Origin of the sequence: Piscinibacter sp. HJYY11 (genome assembly GCF_016735515.1) — a bacterium.
Lineage (GTDB): Bacteria > Pseudomonadota > Gammaproteobacteria > Burkholderiales > Burkholderiaceae_C > Rhizobacter.
The window spans coordinates 4,442,463-4,458,627 of the sequence record NZ_JAERQZ010000001.1 but is presented as its reverse complement, the minus strand read 5'-3'; the positions used below and the strand labels follow the sequence as shown (position 1 = coordinate 4,458,627).

Annotated in this window: 12 protein-coding genes; 3 read left to right on the top strand and 9 right to left on the bottom strand. The window is 67.2% G+C overall.

The window, feature by feature from the left end; all coding sequences use genetic code 11:
- Positions 1–8 precede the first annotated feature (8 nt).
- A complete protein-coding gene (locus JI745_RS20905; RefSeq protein WP_201811412.1) occupies positions 9–1,475 on the top strand; it encodes a deoxyribodipyrimidine photo-lyase in 1,467 nt (488 codons plus the stop codon).
- Here JI745_RS20905 and JI745_RS20900 read toward each other — a convergent pair.
- The 7 genes from JI745_RS20900 to JI745_RS20870 all read right to left on the bottom strand — a co-directional run bounded on the left by JI745_RS20900 (position 1,472) and on the right by JI745_RS20870 (position 12,845).
- The gene (locus tag JI745_RS20900; protein WP_201811410.1) at positions 1,472–2,500 is read right to left on the bottom strand and encodes a GGDEF domain-containing protein; all 1,029 of its coding nucleotides are present in this window, start codon (positions 2,498–2,500) and stop codon (positions 1,472–1,474) included. The genes JI745_RS20905 and JI745_RS20900 overlap by 4 nt on opposite strands.
- A gap of 26 nt (positions 2,501–2,526) precedes the next feature.
- Positions 2,527–8,811, bottom strand: a complete 6,285-nt coding sequence (locus JI745_RS20895) for an Hpt domain-containing protein (RefSeq protein ID WP_236675074.1) — start codon at positions 8,809–8,811, stop codon at positions 2,527–2,529.
- Between the two features lie 77 nt (positions 8,812–8,888).
- Complete coding sequence (locus tag JI745_RS20890) at positions 8,889–11,207, bottom strand: methyl-accepting chemotaxis protein (RefSeq protein WP_201811405.1); 2,319 nt, start codon at positions 11,205–11,207, stop codon at positions 8,889–8,891.
- Between the two features lie 59 nt (positions 11,208–11,266).
- Positions 11,267–11,785: a chemotaxis protein CheW gene (locus tag JI745_RS20885; protein ID WP_201811403.1), complete on the bottom strand. Its 519-nt coding sequence runs from the start codon at positions 11,783–11,785 to the stop codon at positions 11,267–11,269.
- A 41-nt stretch (positions 11,786–11,826) separates the two neighbouring features.
- The gene (locus JI745_RS20880) at positions 11,827–12,192 is read right to left on the bottom strand and encodes a response regulator transcription factor (protein WP_201811401.1); all 366 of its coding nucleotides are present in this window, start codon (positions 12,190–12,192) and stop codon (positions 11,827–11,829) included.
- Positions 12,193–12,243: 51 nt separating this feature from the next.
- Entirely contained in the window at positions 12,244–12,609 is a 366-nt protein-coding gene (locus JI745_RS20875) for a PleD family two-component system response regulator (protein WP_201812709.1), read from the bottom strand.
- An 83-nt stretch (positions 12,610–12,692) separates the two neighbouring features.
- Positions 12,693–12,845, bottom strand: a complete 153-nt coding sequence (locus tag JI745_RS20870; RefSeq protein WP_201812708.1) for a rubredoxin — start codon at positions 12,843–12,845, stop codon at positions 12,693–12,695.
- A 177-nt stretch (positions 12,846–13,022) separates the two neighbouring features.
- On the opposite strand from JI745_RS20870, the gene JI745_RS20865 reads away from it, so the two are divergent.
- Positions 13,023–13,952: a bifunctional hydroxymethylpyrimidine kinase/phosphomethylpyrimidine kinase gene (locus JI745_RS20865; RefSeq protein WP_236675073.1), complete on the top strand. Its 930-nt coding sequence runs from the start codon at positions 13,023–13,025 to the stop codon at positions 13,950–13,952.
- Positions 13,942–15,231 (top strand): glutamate-1-semialdehyde 2,1-aminomutase, encoded by a 1,290-nt coding sequence (gene hemL, locus JI745_RS20860; RefSeq protein ID WP_201811399.1) that lies wholly within the window; start codon positions 13,942–13,944, stop codon positions 15,229–15,231. The genes JI745_RS20865 and hemL overlap by 11 nt, the downstream gene beginning before the upstream one ends.
- Here hemL and JI745_RS20855 read toward each other — a convergent pair.
- Positions 15,228–15,695 carry a DUF6152 family protein gene (locus JI745_RS20855; protein WP_201811396.1) on the bottom strand — a complete coding sequence of 156 codons (468 nt, stop codon included), beginning with the start codon at positions 15,693–15,695 and terminating at the stop codon, positions 15,228–15,230. The two genes, hemL and JI745_RS20855, sit on opposite strands and share 4 nt — an antisense overlap.
- 19 nt (positions 15,696–15,714) lie before the next feature.
- Positions 15,715–16,131: a hypothetical protein gene (locus JI745_RS20850; RefSeq protein ID WP_201811394.1), complete on the bottom strand. Its 417-nt coding sequence runs from the start codon at positions 16,129–16,131 to the stop codon at positions 15,715–15,717.
- Between the last annotated feature and the right edge of the window lie 34 nt (positions 16,132–16,165).

Below are 16,165 nucleotides of genomic sequence, written 5' to 3'. Positions count from 1 at the left end.
TCGGCCCGATGGAAAAGGTCTTGGATGCCGCACTCGTCTGGTTTCGTCGCGACCTGCGGAGCAGCGACCACGCCGCTCTCTTCCACGCTTTGAAAGCTGCGCGCAAGGTGTGGTGCGCCTTTGTGTTCGACAGCGCCATCCTCGACCCGCTGCCCCGCGCCGACCGCCGGGTCGAGTTCATCCGCGACAGCCTGCAGGCGCTCGACGCTGCGCTCCGGCAACACCAGCCGGAAGCAGGCTTGATCGTGCGGCACGGGCAGGCGGTGGACGAGCTGCCCAAGCTCGCCAAGACCCTGAACGTGCAGGCGGTCTACGCCAACCATGACGACGAGCCCGATGCGCTGGCGCGCGACGCCCGTGTGCGCGGTGCGTTGGCCGACCTCGGCATCTCGCTGCACACCAGCAAGGACCATGTGGTCTTCGAGCGCCAGGAGGTTCTCACGGGCAGCGGCTCGCCGTACAGCGTGTTCACGCCGTACAAGAACGCCTGGTTGAAGAAGGTGGAGCCGTTCTACGTGAGCGCCTACCCCGTGGAGAAGTACGCCAGCAGCCTGGCGCCGGTGCCCGACGGTCTCGAGGCTGGCGTGCCCACGCTGCGAGAGATCGGCTTCGAACGCACCAACCTGCACGAGATGAAGCTCGGCATCGGCGAAGCCGGCGCGCAAGAGATGCTGGCCGACTTCCTGCTCCGCATCGACCGCTACGACACCGCCCGCGACTTCCCCGCGGTCAAAGGGCCGAGCTACCTGTCGGCGCACCTGCGTTTCGGCACCGTGTCGATCCGCCAGCTCGCGCGCGAGGCTGCGAGCCGCATGCACCACGGCTCGCGCGGAGCGGCGGTGTGGCTGTCGGAACTCGTCTGGCGTGACTTCTACCACCAGGTGCTGCACCACCACCCCCACGTCGTGGGCGCGAGCTTCAAGCCCGAGTACGACGCGATCAAGTGGGAGCACGGCAAGCACGCCGATGCCCTCTTCGCCGCCTGGTGCGAGGGCCGGACCGGCTACCCGCTGGTCGACGCCGCCATGGCGCAGATCAACCAGTCCGGCTACATGCACAACCGCCTGCGCATGGTGGTGGCGAGCTTCCTGGTGAAGGACCTCGGCATCGACTGGCGCTGGGGCGAGCGCTATTTCGCCGAGAAGCTCAACGACTACGACCTGGCCGCCAACAACGGCGGCTGGCAGTGGGCCGCCTCGACCGGCTGCGATGCGCAGCCCTACTTCCGCATCTTCAACCCGGTGAGCCAGAGCGAGAAGTTTGATGGCAGCGGCAAGTTCATCCGGCGCTACCTGCCGGCGCTGGCGAGACTTTCAGACAAGGCGATCCATGCACCGTGGTTGGCGAGGCCGATCGAGCTGGCGGACGCGGGCGTGCGGCTGGGCCACGACTACCCGGAGCCCATCGTGATGCACGACGAAGCTCGTGCGAAGACGCTCGAACGCTATGCCGTCGTGAAGACCAGGAGCCGCTAGAACAGCTCGACGTCGCCGATCTTCGACTCGTCTTCCAAGTCACCACGGGCGACCAACTCGGCGTGGCTTTGCACCTGGTTGCGGCCGTGGCTCTTGGCGAAATACACCGCCTTGTCAGCACGCTCGAAGGCAGCGCTCGGCGTGTCGCCCGGCTTCACTTCAGTGAAGCCGATGCTGATGGTGATCTGACCCACCTGCGGGAAGGGGTAGCTCGCGGTGTTGCTGCGCATGCGCTCGAGTGCGAGCGCGGCGTCCTGCTCGTTGGCGCAGCGCATCAGCACGACGAACTCCTCGCCACCGAAGCGATACAGCCGGTCGTGGAAGCGGAAGCTGCTGCGCATCAGGCGCGACAGCAGCAGCAGCACCTCGTCGCCGATGAGGTGGCCGTAGTTGTCGTTGACCGACTTGAAATGGTCGATGTCGATCACGCCCAGCCAGTGGCGGTGGCTGGCCGTCGGAAGCCGGCGGCCGTCGGCGGCCATCGGGATGCCCGTGGGCTCGTTCGTCGCCTTGAGGAAGCTCTCGTCGAAGGTCTTGCGGTTGAGCAGGCCGGTGAGCGTGTCGCGCTCGCTGTAGTCGAGCAGCGCCTGGAAGTTGCGATAGATGCGCAGGATGCTGCCCACCAGCCGGCGCGATTCGTCGGAAAGCGGGTCGAGCGTTTCGATCTCCATCACGCCCACGACCTCGCGGTCGGTGCTGACGGGGAAGAGGCTCAAGGAGTGGCGGCCCGGCACCGTGACGACCGTGGCCTGGCCCTTCATGGCCTGCAGCCGCTCGGGATAGAGGCCGAGCGGAGGCAGGCTCTCGATTTCGGCCCAGACCGGGTCGGCGGTGGCCACGGCATCGTTCTCGCCGAGGCGTGCCCGGGTGATCCAGCGCTCGTTGCCGGCGTCGCCCACTGCGCGGTAGATCGTGACCACGCGCGGGCGCAGCAGGTCGCGCAGCGCGCCCACGAGCGTCACATCGAGGATGTCACGGTCACGAAAGCCAGTGAGCTCTGCGAGGTGGTCGACCAGTTCCGACATGGCGACAGAAGCTCACCGGAGCCGGCTCACACCGGCGTGGGCATGGCCGTGTAACGGCCGATCAGGGCGAGCAGGTCTTCTTCCGAATACGGCTTGCCGAGGTAGTGGTCGACGCCCAGCTCCGCCGCGTAGTCGCGGTGCTTCTGCGCGATGCGCGAGGTGATCATGATCACCGGCAGCGCGCGCAGGCGGGTGTCACCGCGGATGTTGCGCACGAGGTCGAAGCCGTCCATGCGCGGCATTTCGATGTCGCTCAGCACGACCTGCGGCAGCTCGTCGGCCAGGCACTCCAGCGCTTCGATGCCGTCCTTGGCAAGCGTCACGCGGTAGCCTTCGCGCACCAGCAGGCGCTGCGTGACGCGGCGCACGGTGAGCGAATCGTCGACCACCAGCACCAGCGGCGCGGCCTGCACCGCTTGCTCTTCCACCGTCGGCGCGACCGGCTGGTTGGGCGAGCGCAGCGCGGCGACGGTCGCGGCGCGCGCGCTTTCGCCGAACAGCGTGGCCAGCGCCACCGGGTTGTAGATCAGCGCCACGGCGCCGGAGGCCAGCAGCGTCATGCCGGCAAGACCCGGCAGGCGCGACAACTGCGGCCCGAGGTTCTTCACCACCACTTCCTGCGTGCCCAGCACTTCGTCGACGTGCAGTGCGATGCGCTGCTGCGCCGAGCGCACCACCACCACCGGGCGGGTGCGGCCGACCGGCTCCTGGCTCACGGCGCTTTCCTGCAGCAGCGAGCCGAACCAGAAGAAGAGCAGCGAACGCTCGCCGAGGGTGTAGGTGCCCTGGGCGTAGGCGTCTTCCAGTTCCTTGGCGCTGGCGCGCCGCACGATCTCGATCAGCGTGGCCGGCAGGGCCACCACGGTCGAGCCGGAGCGCACCATCACCACCTGCGTCACGGCCGTGGTCAGCGGCAGCACCAGCTTGAAGCTCGTGCCCTGACCGGCGGCGGTCGCGGTCTCGATGCGGCCGCCCATCGCGTTGACTTCGGAGCGCACCACGTCCATGCCGACACCACGGCCGGCAAGTTCGGTCACGGTCTCGGCGGTCGAGAAGCCCGGCGTGAAGATCAGGTTGGCCAGGTCGCCGGCGCTGTGCTCTTCGTTCGCGTTGAGCAGGCCCATCGCCAGCCCCTTGTCGCGGATGCGGGCGAGGTTGAGGCCGGCGCCGTCGTCGCGGAACTCCACCGCGACTTCGTTGCCTTCCTGGTGCAGGGCCACGACGATGTTGCCGGTCGCGTCCTTGCCGGCGCCTGCACGAGCGTCAGGCGATTCGATGCCGTGCGTCACGCAGTTGCGCAGCAGGTGCTCGAAAGCGGGCGTCATGCGGTCGAGCACGCCACGGTCAATTTCGATCGAGCCACCGACGATGTCCAGTCGCACCTGCTTGCCGGTTTCCTTGGCGGCCTGGCGCACCACGCGGTAGAGGCGGTCGGACGACGATTCGAACTCCACCATGCGGGTGCGGAGCAGGTCGTCCTGCAGGTCGCGCGTGAGGCGGGCCTGCGAGGCAAGTTCGTCCTCGGTCGTTTCCAGCGTGCGGGTCAGCGTGCGCTGCACCGTGGCCACGTCGTTCACCGACTCGGCCATCATGCGGGTCAGTTCCTGGAAGCGGGTGAAACGGTCCGACTCGAGCGGGTCGAACGCTTCGTGCGCTGCCTTGGCGGCTTCCTGACGCGAGATCATCTGCGTTTCCGCCTGGAACTCGATGTCGCGCAATTGAAGGCGCAGACGCTCCAGGTTGTCGGTCAGGTCGCCCAGCGAATTGCGCATGTTGCCGACTTCCGACTCGATGCGCGAACGGGTGATGGAGACCTCACCGGCTTGATTGACCAGGCGTTCGAGCAGCGGGCCGCGCACGCGAACCGCAGCGTTGGAGGCGGCGACACCGCGGTCGCCAGTCGCCTTGGCCGCCGGATCGGCTTCCACGTTGCCGGTGAAGCGCGACCAATCGATGTCGCGCGAGGGCGCTGCAGCGGCCTCGCCGGCAGGTGCCACGCGAGGCGCGGACACGGGTTGCTCCGGTGCCACCTCGGGCTCGGACACCCCCAGCGGCTCGGCCAGCGGCGGCGTCTCGATCACGGCCAACGACGGCAGCACGGGTGCGACCACCGGCTGCACCAGCGGCACCACCGGCGGCGGTGCGACCGGCTCATCGGAGAACGTGGCGTGCAGGGAGTCTTCGGCTTCTGCGTAGGCTTGCGCATCGCGCGAACGCAGGGCCTCGAACACGGCGGACAGCGCGTCGGAGCGCGCGTGCAGTGCATCGACGTCCGCGGTGGTCACGGTGCTTTGCGCCAGCAGGTGCTCGATGGCGGTTTCCAGCCGGTGCGCCATTTCACCCAGGCGCATGGCACCGGCCAGGCGGGCACCGCCCTTCAGCGTGTGCAGCGTGCGCATGCAAGCGGCGGCCGGGCCGTTGTCGGTCGGTCGGCGGGCCCACTCGCGCAGCTTGCCGTCGAGCTGGGGCAGCAGTTCCTCGGCCTCTTCCTCGAAGATCGGGAAGAGCTCGGCATCGACCGCGTCGACCGCGTCGATGTCGTCTTCGCCGTCCAGCGCATCGGCGCGCACGGGGGCGGCACGCGCGGTGTCTTCCACCGGCAGCGGCGCGAGCGCCTTGAATTCAGCCTGGCCGAGAGAGCCGACGTTGGTGTCCAGGCCACCAAAGGTGCTGTCGACATGCGCGACGAGGGCATCGTCGGCGTGTTCGACCAGCGGGGCCGGGCGGGAGACACGGGCCGGCGGCGCCGCGACCGGCTCGGGCGCGATGACCGGCTCTTCCACCAGCGCGACCGGCTCGATCACTTCGGGCGCGGCGGCTTCGGCGGCGTTGGCCGCTTCGAGGCGGCGCGCCGAGCTGATCTCGTGATCGGCGAGGCGCTGCAGCAGCTCGGGCGCAACCGGCTTCAGGAAACCGGCGGCAAACTGGTGCAGCAAGCGGCGCACTTCTTCCGATGCATCGACGAAGAGACGGGCCTCTTCGGGCGTGCCCGAGCCGATGGCCTGCGAGCGCATCAGCGCGTGCTCGACCAGGCGCGCCAGGTGCGACAGGTCGGCGAAGCCCACCGTCGCCGAGTTGCCGGCCAGCGAGTGGGCGAGCGCAATGGGCACCTCGCCCACCGGGCGATGCAGCTCCATCGCCCACTCGGCCACTTCGGTGGTCAGGCGGCGCGACAGCTCGTCGGCTTCGTTGAGGTAGATGTTGAAGAGCGGAATGCTGATGCGCAGGTCGCCGACCACCTTGACCTGGTCGTCGTCGGCTTGTGCCGGCGCTTCAGGAGCGGCTTCGGCCTGCTCTGCCACCACGGGCACGGTCACTTCCGGCAGGCTCACCTCCGGCACCGTCACCTCGGGAAGGCTCACCTCGGGTGCGACAGCCGGGGCCGGCTCGATGACCTCGGGCGCGTCGCTCGCAAACAGCTTGTCGTCCAGCTCCAGCTCGATCAGCTCGACCGAATCGGCGGCCGGCAGCGGCTCGGCCGCGGGGCGGGGCTCGATGACGGTCTGCTCGTCGAAGCTGTCCGGCAGCTCCAGCGAGCGAAGCTCAATACCGGGCGCCGGAGTCGCGGCCACCGGGGCCGCGTGCGGTTTTGGGTCGTCGAACGATCCCAGGTCGAGGTCGAACGACACCTCGGGCAAGGCAGGGGCAGCCACGGGTGCGGCCGGCGCCGGCGCCGCGGCCGCCTTGAGCTCCAGGTCTTTCTCGCTCGGGAGGTCGACCGGGAACGAGAGCGACACCATCTGCAGGTCGTTGGCCGGCGACGCGGCAATCGCGGGGATCGGCTCGCCACGGCCCAGCGCATCGGCCGCGGCCTTGACCGGTGCCGACGTGAAACCGGCAGGGTTCTGGCGCGAGATCGCTTCCACCCACTCGGCGAAGTAGTCGAGCGTGCTGGTGGTGAAGCCGAGCAGGCTCGGGTCAGCGGCCTTCTGGTCGGCCAGCCAGCTGTTGTAGACCTGCTCGCAGGCCCAGCCGGCTTCGCCGAATTCCTTCAGGCCCACCATCCGCGAGCTGCCCTTCAGCGTGTGGAAGGCACGGCGCACGGTTGTGAGCTGCTCGATGTTGGCCGGCGAATGGGCCAGCGCACCGAGCGCGGTCTTGGCGGTGTCGATGACCTCGCGCGCTTCCTCGAGGAAGATCTCGCGCATCTCGGGGTCGTCGCCCAGGTCGGTCGCCATGCTGGTGGGCGCGGGCGACAGAGGCGGCGGGGGCGGCGCCTTGGCCACGACGACCGGCGCTTCGTCGAGCGGAATCGGGCCGCTGGCGGTGTGGACGAAATCGGCGAGCTTGTCGGACAGTTCCTCGCGCACCGCCGCCACTTCCTCGGGGCTGCTGGCGTGCTCGATCGCTTCCTTGGCTTCTTCGACGGTGGCGAGCAGCTCGGGCTGGTCGGCCGCCTTGGCTTCCTGCGACAGGTGGTCGAGGTCGCGCGCCACTTCGTCGAGGGGCACACGGTCGCTCACGGCCGCGAAAGCCAGCGACTGGGCCTGCTCGATCAGGCGCGGCTCCACAGGCGCCGGGGCAGCGGGGACCACAAGGTTGGTGGCCTGGCGCGCCGCGGCGCTGCGGCCCATCAGCGGGCTCAGGGTGCCGGCTTGGGCGTCGTAAACGAACAGCGACTTGGCCACCTGAGGCTGCACGCTGAGCATGTCGATCAGGAAGCCCAAGGCGCCGAGGTTGCTGGCCAGGCGATCGAAGGTGCCCGACTGCACGACCTGCTGCGGGTCGACTTCGGTGGCGAGCAAGCCATCGACGTCGTCGCGCATGCGCAGCACCGCGTGCGCGGCCTGGTCCATGCCCAGCACCGACAGCACGCCGCGCATCGACGACAGCAGCTGCGGCACCGGTGCGAGCGCGGGGCGGTCGGCCGGGTTGCGGAAGAACTGGTCGATGTGTTTTTCGGCTTCCGACAGGGAGGCGCGCAGCTCCTGCACCACGCTGCCCATGGTCTGGCGGTCGGAGACGCGGCGGTACAGCTCCTCCATCCACGCTTCGAGCGGGTCGGGGGTGTGGCCGGCGCGGACCGAGGCGATGCGCTGCGCCAGTCGGGCGACGCGCTTGCCTTCATCGGGGTCGTCGAAGTCGCCGTCTTCCAGCGACGCTTCGAGGTAGAGCACGCTGGTCGCGACTTCCATCGCGAGCGGCGGCTGAGGCGCAGCGCCCGACTGCTGGGTCTGGGCGATGGCGTTCTGCAGCTCGTCGGCGAGCATCTCGCCGTTGGGGTACAGGCGCTTGAGCGAATCACCGACCAGCGAGAACTGTTCGGAAAGACCGCCCAGGCGATGCATCTCGCCACCTGCCACGCCGGACCACGCGTCCTTGGCACTCGACACGCGCTTGCGTGCCTGCGCGATCACCGCGGGGTCGAAACGTCCGAGGCGGTTGATCTCGTAATCGGCCGGCACATGCTGCGCAAGGCCATAGGCTTGGCGCGCGGCGGCGAGGCGCGGCGCCTTGCGGCCATCACCCGGCGATGCGCTCTGGGCGCAGAAGAAGAGCATGTCCTGCGCGAGGCGCTCCGACACGTCGGCACCGCCGCGCTCGAAGGCACGCAGCTGGGCCAGCAGCCGCGAGGCCACGCGCTTGCTGTAGACATCGGGCTTCAGCAGGCCGGCGGCCTGGCTTTCGAAGAAGGCGGCGGCCAGCTTCCACTGCGTGGCCGCCGGCAGGCTGGAGGCTCCCAGGCCCAGGCCAGCGCACAGGTCGCTCAGCGCACTGGCGGCCTTCGGGTTGTTGCCGCGCAGGAGCGGCAGCAACTGCTTCTCGAAGTCGTCATGCGCCTGCTGGTCGAGCGCGCGCGGGGTGACGCTCGAATCCTTGCCGAGGTCGAGCCAGCGCCAGTCGTGGTTCCACAGGTCGGCGGGGTGCACCCGCTCTGCGCCGGCCAGCGCCTGCACGGCCTGGTAGCGCGGGAAGAGCGCGAGCGACGAGACCGGCTTGCCCGACAGCATGCGCTGCAGGTAGTCGAGCAGGGCGAACGAGGCGAGCTCGATCGCGTCGACATCGGCTTCGGTGATCTTCTCGGGCTTGGCGACGAAACGCTGCACCGCAGCCTCGCTCGCGCGCAGCACCACGGCCACCGAGGGCAGGCCCACGAGTTCGAGGGCACCGACGCCCTGGTGGATCTGCTGGCGCGCGGTGCGCAGCACGGCGGGGTCGACGGCGTCGACGTCGGAGCCGCTCATGGACTCCGATTCCTTGACGAACCGACGCAAGGCCTTGTGGGCGTTGTCGAGCGAGCGCCGAAGCTCCTCGTGGACCCACGCCAGGGCACTCAGGTCGTCGCTCATCTCGCTCATGGTCTCGCTCATCGTCGCGTGGCTTTCCATCCGTGCCTAGTGTCCGAGTCTGCTGCCGTGGCCGAAGCCACGGCGCTGTCTTCGTGCGATCAGCTGATCTTGAACCGTGCGACCGACTGCTTCAGTTCTTCAGCAGTACGGGACAACTCACGCACCATCTGGGCGGTCGAGCGGGTACCTTCACCGGTCTGCTCGGTCACCGCGAAGATGTGCTGGATGTTGGCAGCCACGACGTTCGCAGATTCGGCTTCCCGAGACGCCTGTGAGGAGATCTGCTGAATCAGGTCGGCAAGCTGGCGTGACACGCGGTCGATGTCGCCCAGTGCGCTACCGGCCGCGTCAGACAGTCGGGTTCCTTCCACCACACCCTGCGTGGAACGTTCCATGGCGCCCACCGCGTCTTGCGTGTCGGTCTGAATGGTCTTCACCAGCGCCGCGATCTGGCGGGTTGCATCGCCGGAGCGTTCTGCAAGCCGCTGCACTTCTTCCGCAACCACCGAGAAGCCTCGGCCAGCTTCACCGGCAGACGCTGCCTGGATGGCGGCGTTCAGTGCCAGCACGTTCGTCTGTTCCGTAATGTCCGAAATCAGTTCGGTGATTTCACCAATCTCCTGCGACGACTCGCCGAGTCGCTTGATCCGCTTGGAGGTTTCCTGGATCTGGTCGCGGATGGAGTTCATACCGCCGATCGTGTTCTGCACCGCGGTCAGACCGGTTTCAGCAGCTTGCAGCGACTGGCGCGCCACCTGGGCCGTCTGTTGTGCTTGTGCCGACACTTCGTTGATTCGGTTTGCCATCTGGAGCACCGACTCGCCGGTTTCGCGAATCTCGCGCAGCTGTTCGTCGGAGGCGGCCAGCAGTTCGGTCGACGTGGCTTCCACCTGCTGCGTGGTCTCGGTCACGCGACCCACCGTGCCCTGCACCTGCGACACCAGGGTTCGAAGTTCTTCCACCGTGTAGTTCACCGAGTCGGCAATAGCGCCGGTGATGTCCTCGGTCACGGTGGCCTGTTGGGTCAAGTCACCTTCAGCAACCGTCTGCAGTTCGTTCATCAATCGCAGAATGGCGGCCTGGTTGGCGTCGTTCACGCGCTTGGCTTCCTGCTCCTGGCGTTCGGCTTCCAGCTGCTGCGACTTCGCCACCTGGGCTCGCTGTGCCTGATCGCTCACGTACAAGCGCACCAAGCCGTAACCGCCGATCGCGATCATCGCGGCGAAGAGGCCGATCACCACCACGGCGATGGCGCTGAAGCCGGTCACGACACCGAGCTGCTCCTGCACGGTTTCGAGGCCTTTGCGCAGCGGCTCGCTGTCCTGAATGATCGAGGCCTGCGCTTCGCGGGCGGACACGAGACCTTGCAGGTTGCCCAGAATCGAGCCGGCTTCTGCGCGGGTCTCTTCGTATTGCTTCAGCAGGGCCTGCAGACGCTCCTTGGTCTGCGGGTCTTTCGTGCCCGGCAGGCGCAACTCCTGGTTGCCGTTGAGCAGGCCATCGGCGATTTCACGGAAGGAGTTCAAGTCCTTGCCCAGCAGGAACACGGCTTCCGGTGACACGCCTTCCATGGTCAGGAATTCGTTGGCCGACTTGCCGATGCGCTGCGTCAGCATCACGAGCTGGCCGACGGCCGAGAGTTCGGCCGGCGAGGCTTCCTGCTGGAGCTTGAGCGACGACACCGTCTCGGCGATTTCCAGCAGGTCGGACGACTGGCGGTTGATGGTACGAAGCGCCTTGCCCACCTGCGTCAGGATCTTCTGCTGACCCATCACGGTGTTGGCGTTCTTTTCGGCGCGGTCGACCAGCGGCACCATCGGCGCCAGGACCTCCTGCACCGAGGAAGGCGCCACATCGAGGCCGCCTTCACCCTTGGCGAGACCACGCACGCTCTTGGCCAGCACTTCGGTGGATTCCTTCACCTCGGGGAAGGCCGATGCCGAACCGATCAGTGCCTGCGACACCGACTTGGCGAGACGCTGCGACTGCATCAGCGCCTGACCGGAAGCGGCCACCTGCGCTGCGCCCTTCGACGCGGAGTTGAACGAGTACAGCGTCATGCCGATCAGGCCCAGGAGGCCGACCGCCACCAGGCCGAGCAGCACACGCTGCTGGGTGGCCACGGGCTGCTTGCCGATGATCGGCAGGCCTGTGGTGTTGGCCTCATCGCCCATGCCTGCCGGCAGGCGGGTTTCGGAGAAGTCGGCAATCTCGGACGGCGCGGCCTCGGTGATGATGGACGAATCCATGTGGGCCGTGCGCGTGGGCGCCTCGCTGGCGGTCGCGGTGCTCGCGCCATCCAGCGTGGTCCGGTCCAGCGTCATGACGTCGTCGAGAGGAATGACGGGGTTGTCGCCATCCAGGGAATTGGAGTCCCGACCCTTGCCAAAACTTTTGATCTTGTCCAGGAAGCTCATATGTTCCTCGTTCCGTCGTGTCTCAAAGTGACTGTCAGAAGGTTGAAGCGCCCAACGCTTCAGCCCGCGATTCTCAAAAATGCCGACTCGTTCGCCAGCGCCGCGAGGTTCAGCTCGCGCCACAGGCGGTTGTTCTCATCCCGGTACGGTGCGCCGACGAAGGCTGGCTTGGCCTGGCCGTCGTCGTGCTCGCGCTTGAGCTGCTCCAGGCTGCGCAGGCCGGAGAGCCGGTCCACCATCAGCGCGGAGTTAATGTTCAGGTCGTTGTTGAAGGCGACGAACCACGACTGCTCGCGCGCAACCTCGTTGCCGCGGATGCCCAGGAAGCCGGCCAGATCGACCACGCCGTGCAGCTTGCCGCGCAGGTTGGCCACGCCGAGGAACCAACGGCTCGTGTAGGGCACCGGCACGGCCGGCGCAAACGGAAAGATTTCGCCCGCTTCCTGCAGCGGGAACAGGAACCCATGGCCCGCACACTCCACGGCCAACCAGGATCTCCCGCGCTCTTGCGACTGAGCCGCCTTCAGCCTTTCGGCGAGGCGGCTTTGCAGTTCGCGTAGTGCTTCCTTATTGGCCATTCACACCTGCCTGCATGACGTGGAGGGTTGGGTCGGGAAGTTCAGTCGAACGCCTTGATCTTGGCCACCAGCTCGTCGGCATCGACGGGCTTGACGATGTAGTCGCGTGCGCCCTGGCGCATGCCCCAGACCTTGTCGGTTTCCTGGTTCTTGCTCGTGCACATGATCACCGGCACATCGGTGAAACGCGGATCGCGGGTGATAGCGCGGGTGAGCTGGAAGCCGTTCTGCCCCGGCATGACGACGTCCATCAGGATCAGGTCGGGCTTGTCTTCACCCAGCCGGCGCATCGCGTCTTCGCCGTCTTCGGCGGTGCGCACCGAATAGCCGCGCTTGGTCAGCAGTTCGGACAGGAAATGCAACTCGGTCTTCGAGTCGTCCACCAACAGGATTTTCTTGATCGCCATGCTCGCTACTCCATCTGGGCCCGCGCGTCGATGCGCCAGCCATCATTCATCTCATTCGACCCGGCGGTGCTGCTCCACCGCTTGCAACAACTGGTCTTTCGTGAAGGGTTTGGTCAAATAGGCTTCCGAGCCCACCATCCGACCGCGGGCCTTGTCGAACAGGCCGTCCTTCGACGACAGCATGATCACCGGCACCGATGAAAATTTCGGGTTGCGCTTGATGATGGCGCAGGTCTGGTAGCCATCGAGGCGCGGCATCAGGATGTCGCAGAAGATCAGATCAGGCGCGTGGTCGTTGACCTTCGACAGGGCATCGAAACCGTCTTCGGCCAGCAGGACCTGATACCCACCCTGCTTCAGGAAAATCTCTGCGCTGCGGCGAATCGTGTTGCTGTCGTCGATAACCAGCACCTTCATGCCAGCAGGGGCGTCATTGCTCACCAGGAGGTCTCCTCAACGGCTGTGGGTCGACTGTTTGATCATCCAATAGGGCCCGGATGTCAGATCTGGACCATCTCGAAATCTTCTTTGCGAGCGCCACACTCCGGACAAGTCCAGTTCATGGGCACTGACTCCCAGGGCGTCCCCGGTGCAATCCCGTGATCAGGATCGCCAGCCGATTCGTCGTATATCCAACCGCATATCAGACACATCCAAGTACGTGTCACGCTGGCGTCTTTACTCACGTTAGTTCTTAATCGCTCACTACAATGAAAAACGATTGTAGCCACGCAAAAAGCCGAAAAGGCGTTAGTTTGTGGGCACATACGCCACATTCCTCACATATTTCTAGAAGTGCTGGCAAACCCTGAATTCCCGATGAACGCCCCATGACGAACGACGCGACTGCCACGGAAACCAGCACCGACAACCCACACGACGCCCCGGCGCCGGCCTGTGTGATGAGCTTCAACGCCAGTGACCCGAGCGGCGCGGGCGGCTTGGCCGGCGACGTGGTCACCATCGCCGCCATGGGCGCACATGCCCTGCCCGTCGTGACAGCAGTCGTGCTGCGGGATACCGCCGAAGTGTTCGATCACACTGCACTCGATGCGGACGTGCTGGTCGAGCAAGCTCGCAGCATCCTGGAAGACGTGACCATCTCCGCCTGGAAGGTCGGCTTCCTCGGCACGGCCGAAAGCGTGAGCGCCGTGGCCGAAGTGCTCTCCGATTACCCCGAAGTGCCGCTCGTCGCCTACATGCCGAACCTGTCGTGGGTGGACGAGGACGACCAGGCCGCCTACCTCGACGCCTTCCGCGAGCTGGTGCTGCCGCAGACCGAGGTGCTGGTCGGCAGCCACCAGACGCTGACCGACTTCCTGCTGCCTGAGTGGAGTGGCGACCGCCCGGCCTCGCCGCGCGAGCTGGCCGTTGCCGCCGCCCAGCACGGCGCGCGGTTCGTGCTCGTCACGAGCGTGCCGTTGCCCGACCAGTTCCTCGACAACGTGCTGGCCTCGCCGCAGGGCGCGATCACCGGCGAGAAGTTCGAGCGCTTCGAGGTGAGCTTCGTCGGCGCGGGCGACACCCTCTCCGCCGCGCTGGCCGCGCTGCTGGCCTCCGGCAGCGAGCTGCACGCCGCGGTGGGCGAATCGCTGTCCTTCCTGGACCAGGCGCTCGACGCCGGTTTCCGCCCCGGCATGGGCAACGTGATCCCCGACCGCTTCTTCTGGGCGCTGCCGCCCGCCGAAGAAGGCGCGGAAGGCGGCCCCGAGGCCGACGAGGGCGACCAAAGCCCGAAGGATCCCCGCCATGTCCACTAACGCCCAGCTGTTCGAACGCGCCCAGCGCGTCATTCCCGGCGGCGTCAACTCGCCGGTGCGCGCCTTCCGCGCGGTCGGCGGCACGCCGCGTTTCATCAGCCGTGCGCTGGGCCCCTACATCTTCGATGCCGAGGGCAAGCGCTACATCGACTACATCGGCTCCTGGGGGCCGATGATCCTCGGCCACGGCCACCCCGAGGTGCTCGAGGCGGTGCAGAAGGCCGCCCTCGAAGGCTTCTCCTTCGGCGCCCCGACCGAGCGTGAAGTCGAGCTGGCGGAAGAGATCCTGAAGCTCGTGCCGAGCCTGGAGCAGGTGCGGCTCGTGAGCTCCGGCACCGAAGCGGCGATGAGCGCCATTCGCCTCGCCCGAGGGGCCACCGGCCGCCACAAGATCATCAAGTTCGAAGGCTGCTACCACGGCCATGCCGATGCCCTGCTGGTGAAGGCCGGCTCGGGCCTCGCCACCTTCGGCAACCCGACCAGCGCCGGCGTGCCGCCCGAGGTGGTGCAGCACACGCTGGTGCTCGAATACAACAACGTCGCCGAGCTCGAAGAAGCCTTCAAGCTGCACGGCGCCGACCTTGCCTGCGTGATGATCGAGCCGATCGCCGGCAACATGAATTTCGTGCGCGCGAGCATCCCGTTCATGACACGCCTGCGCGAGCTGTGCACGCAGCACGGCGCGCTGCTGGTGTTCGACGAGGTGATGACCGGCTTCCGCGTGGCGCTCGGCGGCGCGCAGAGCCTGTACGCCAAGGCCATCGCCGGCTTCGCACCCGACATGAGCGTCTTCGGCAAGGTAATCGGGGGCGGCATGCCGCTGGCGGCCTTCGGCGGCAAGCGTGCGGTGATGGAAAAGCTGGCCCCGCTCGGCCCGGTCTACCAGGCCGGCACGCTGTCGGGCAACCCAGTGGCCACGGCCTGCGGCCTGGCCACGCTCAAGCAGATCCAGAAACCCGGCTTCTTCGACGCGCTGGCTGAGCGCACGCGTACGCTGGTTCAGGGCCTGGACGCCGCCGCCCAATCGGCCGGCGTGCCCTTCGCGAGCGACTGCGAGGGCGGCATGTTCGGCTTCTTCTTTGGCGCCTCACTGCCGCAGAACTACCCGGCCGTGATGGCGACCGACAAGGAGCGCTTCAACCGCTTCTTCCACGCCATGCTCGACCGCGGCGTGTACCTAGCGCCGGCCTTGTACGAAGCCGGCTTCGTCAGCTCGGCGCACAGCGCCGCGGACATCGCGGCCACCGTCAACGCCGCGCGCGAGGCGCTGAAAGCCTAGGCCGGCGAGGACCGCAAGGCGTACGCCTTGCCGTCGACGAAGAGATATTCCACCCGCGCGATCGCCTCGCCTTTCTCACCCGGGAAGGTGTAGGCGACCACCGAAAGTGGCGTGCCGGGCTTGATCTCAGCCACCTGCCAGGCCTGCATGCGTGACAAGGGGGCGAGCTCCAGCTCCCAGCGCTTGTCGGTCCGTGTGGGCAGGACCGTCTTGGCCAGGATGCTCGGCGCATCCACCGCGGCAGACTGGGGCGGCACGGCCCGTTTAGCCAAGTCCCCCGGCAGTTTCAACGGGGAGGCGAGCTCGAGCTCCACCTCGGCGTGCGGGTTGCGCCAGGCCACCTTGGCGGCCTTCCCTTCCAGGTAGATCGGCCGGTCGGCATCGAAGTTGCTCCAGCCGTGATGGGCCCACGTCGGCAAGGTCCAGACACCCGCACCAGCCACCAGGATCAGACGTCGTTGCATGGAGGTCTCCAGCGTGTTGTCACACATAGGCGATGAAACGGCCGCAGGCTACGACAAGCAGCCAAAGCCCCATCGACAGCGCGGTCTGCCGGCGGGCCACGCGGTCGAGCTTGTCGAGCCCACCCCGCAGGTGAAAGGCCGCGGCGTTCGCACCCGCCGCGATGACCAGCACCGCTTTCAGCCACAGCGCCCGGTTGGCCTGCAGCTCGATCCACTGGCTGGCGAGCATCACGGCACCGCTCACCGCCGCCAGCCCAAACCCGGCGAGCGCGATGCCCAACGCCAGCTTCGCGAGCGGCCGCACCGGCAGGCTCGTCTGAGCGCCCCACACCCGCATCTCGAACAGCACGAGGTTGCCCACCAGCAGCGCCACGCCGACGAGGTGCAGCGTCTCCAGCGCCGGGTAGGCCCAGGGGTGGGTGGCGATCCAGTTCATGCAGAGGGATTGTGAGGTCGTCGACATGACATCG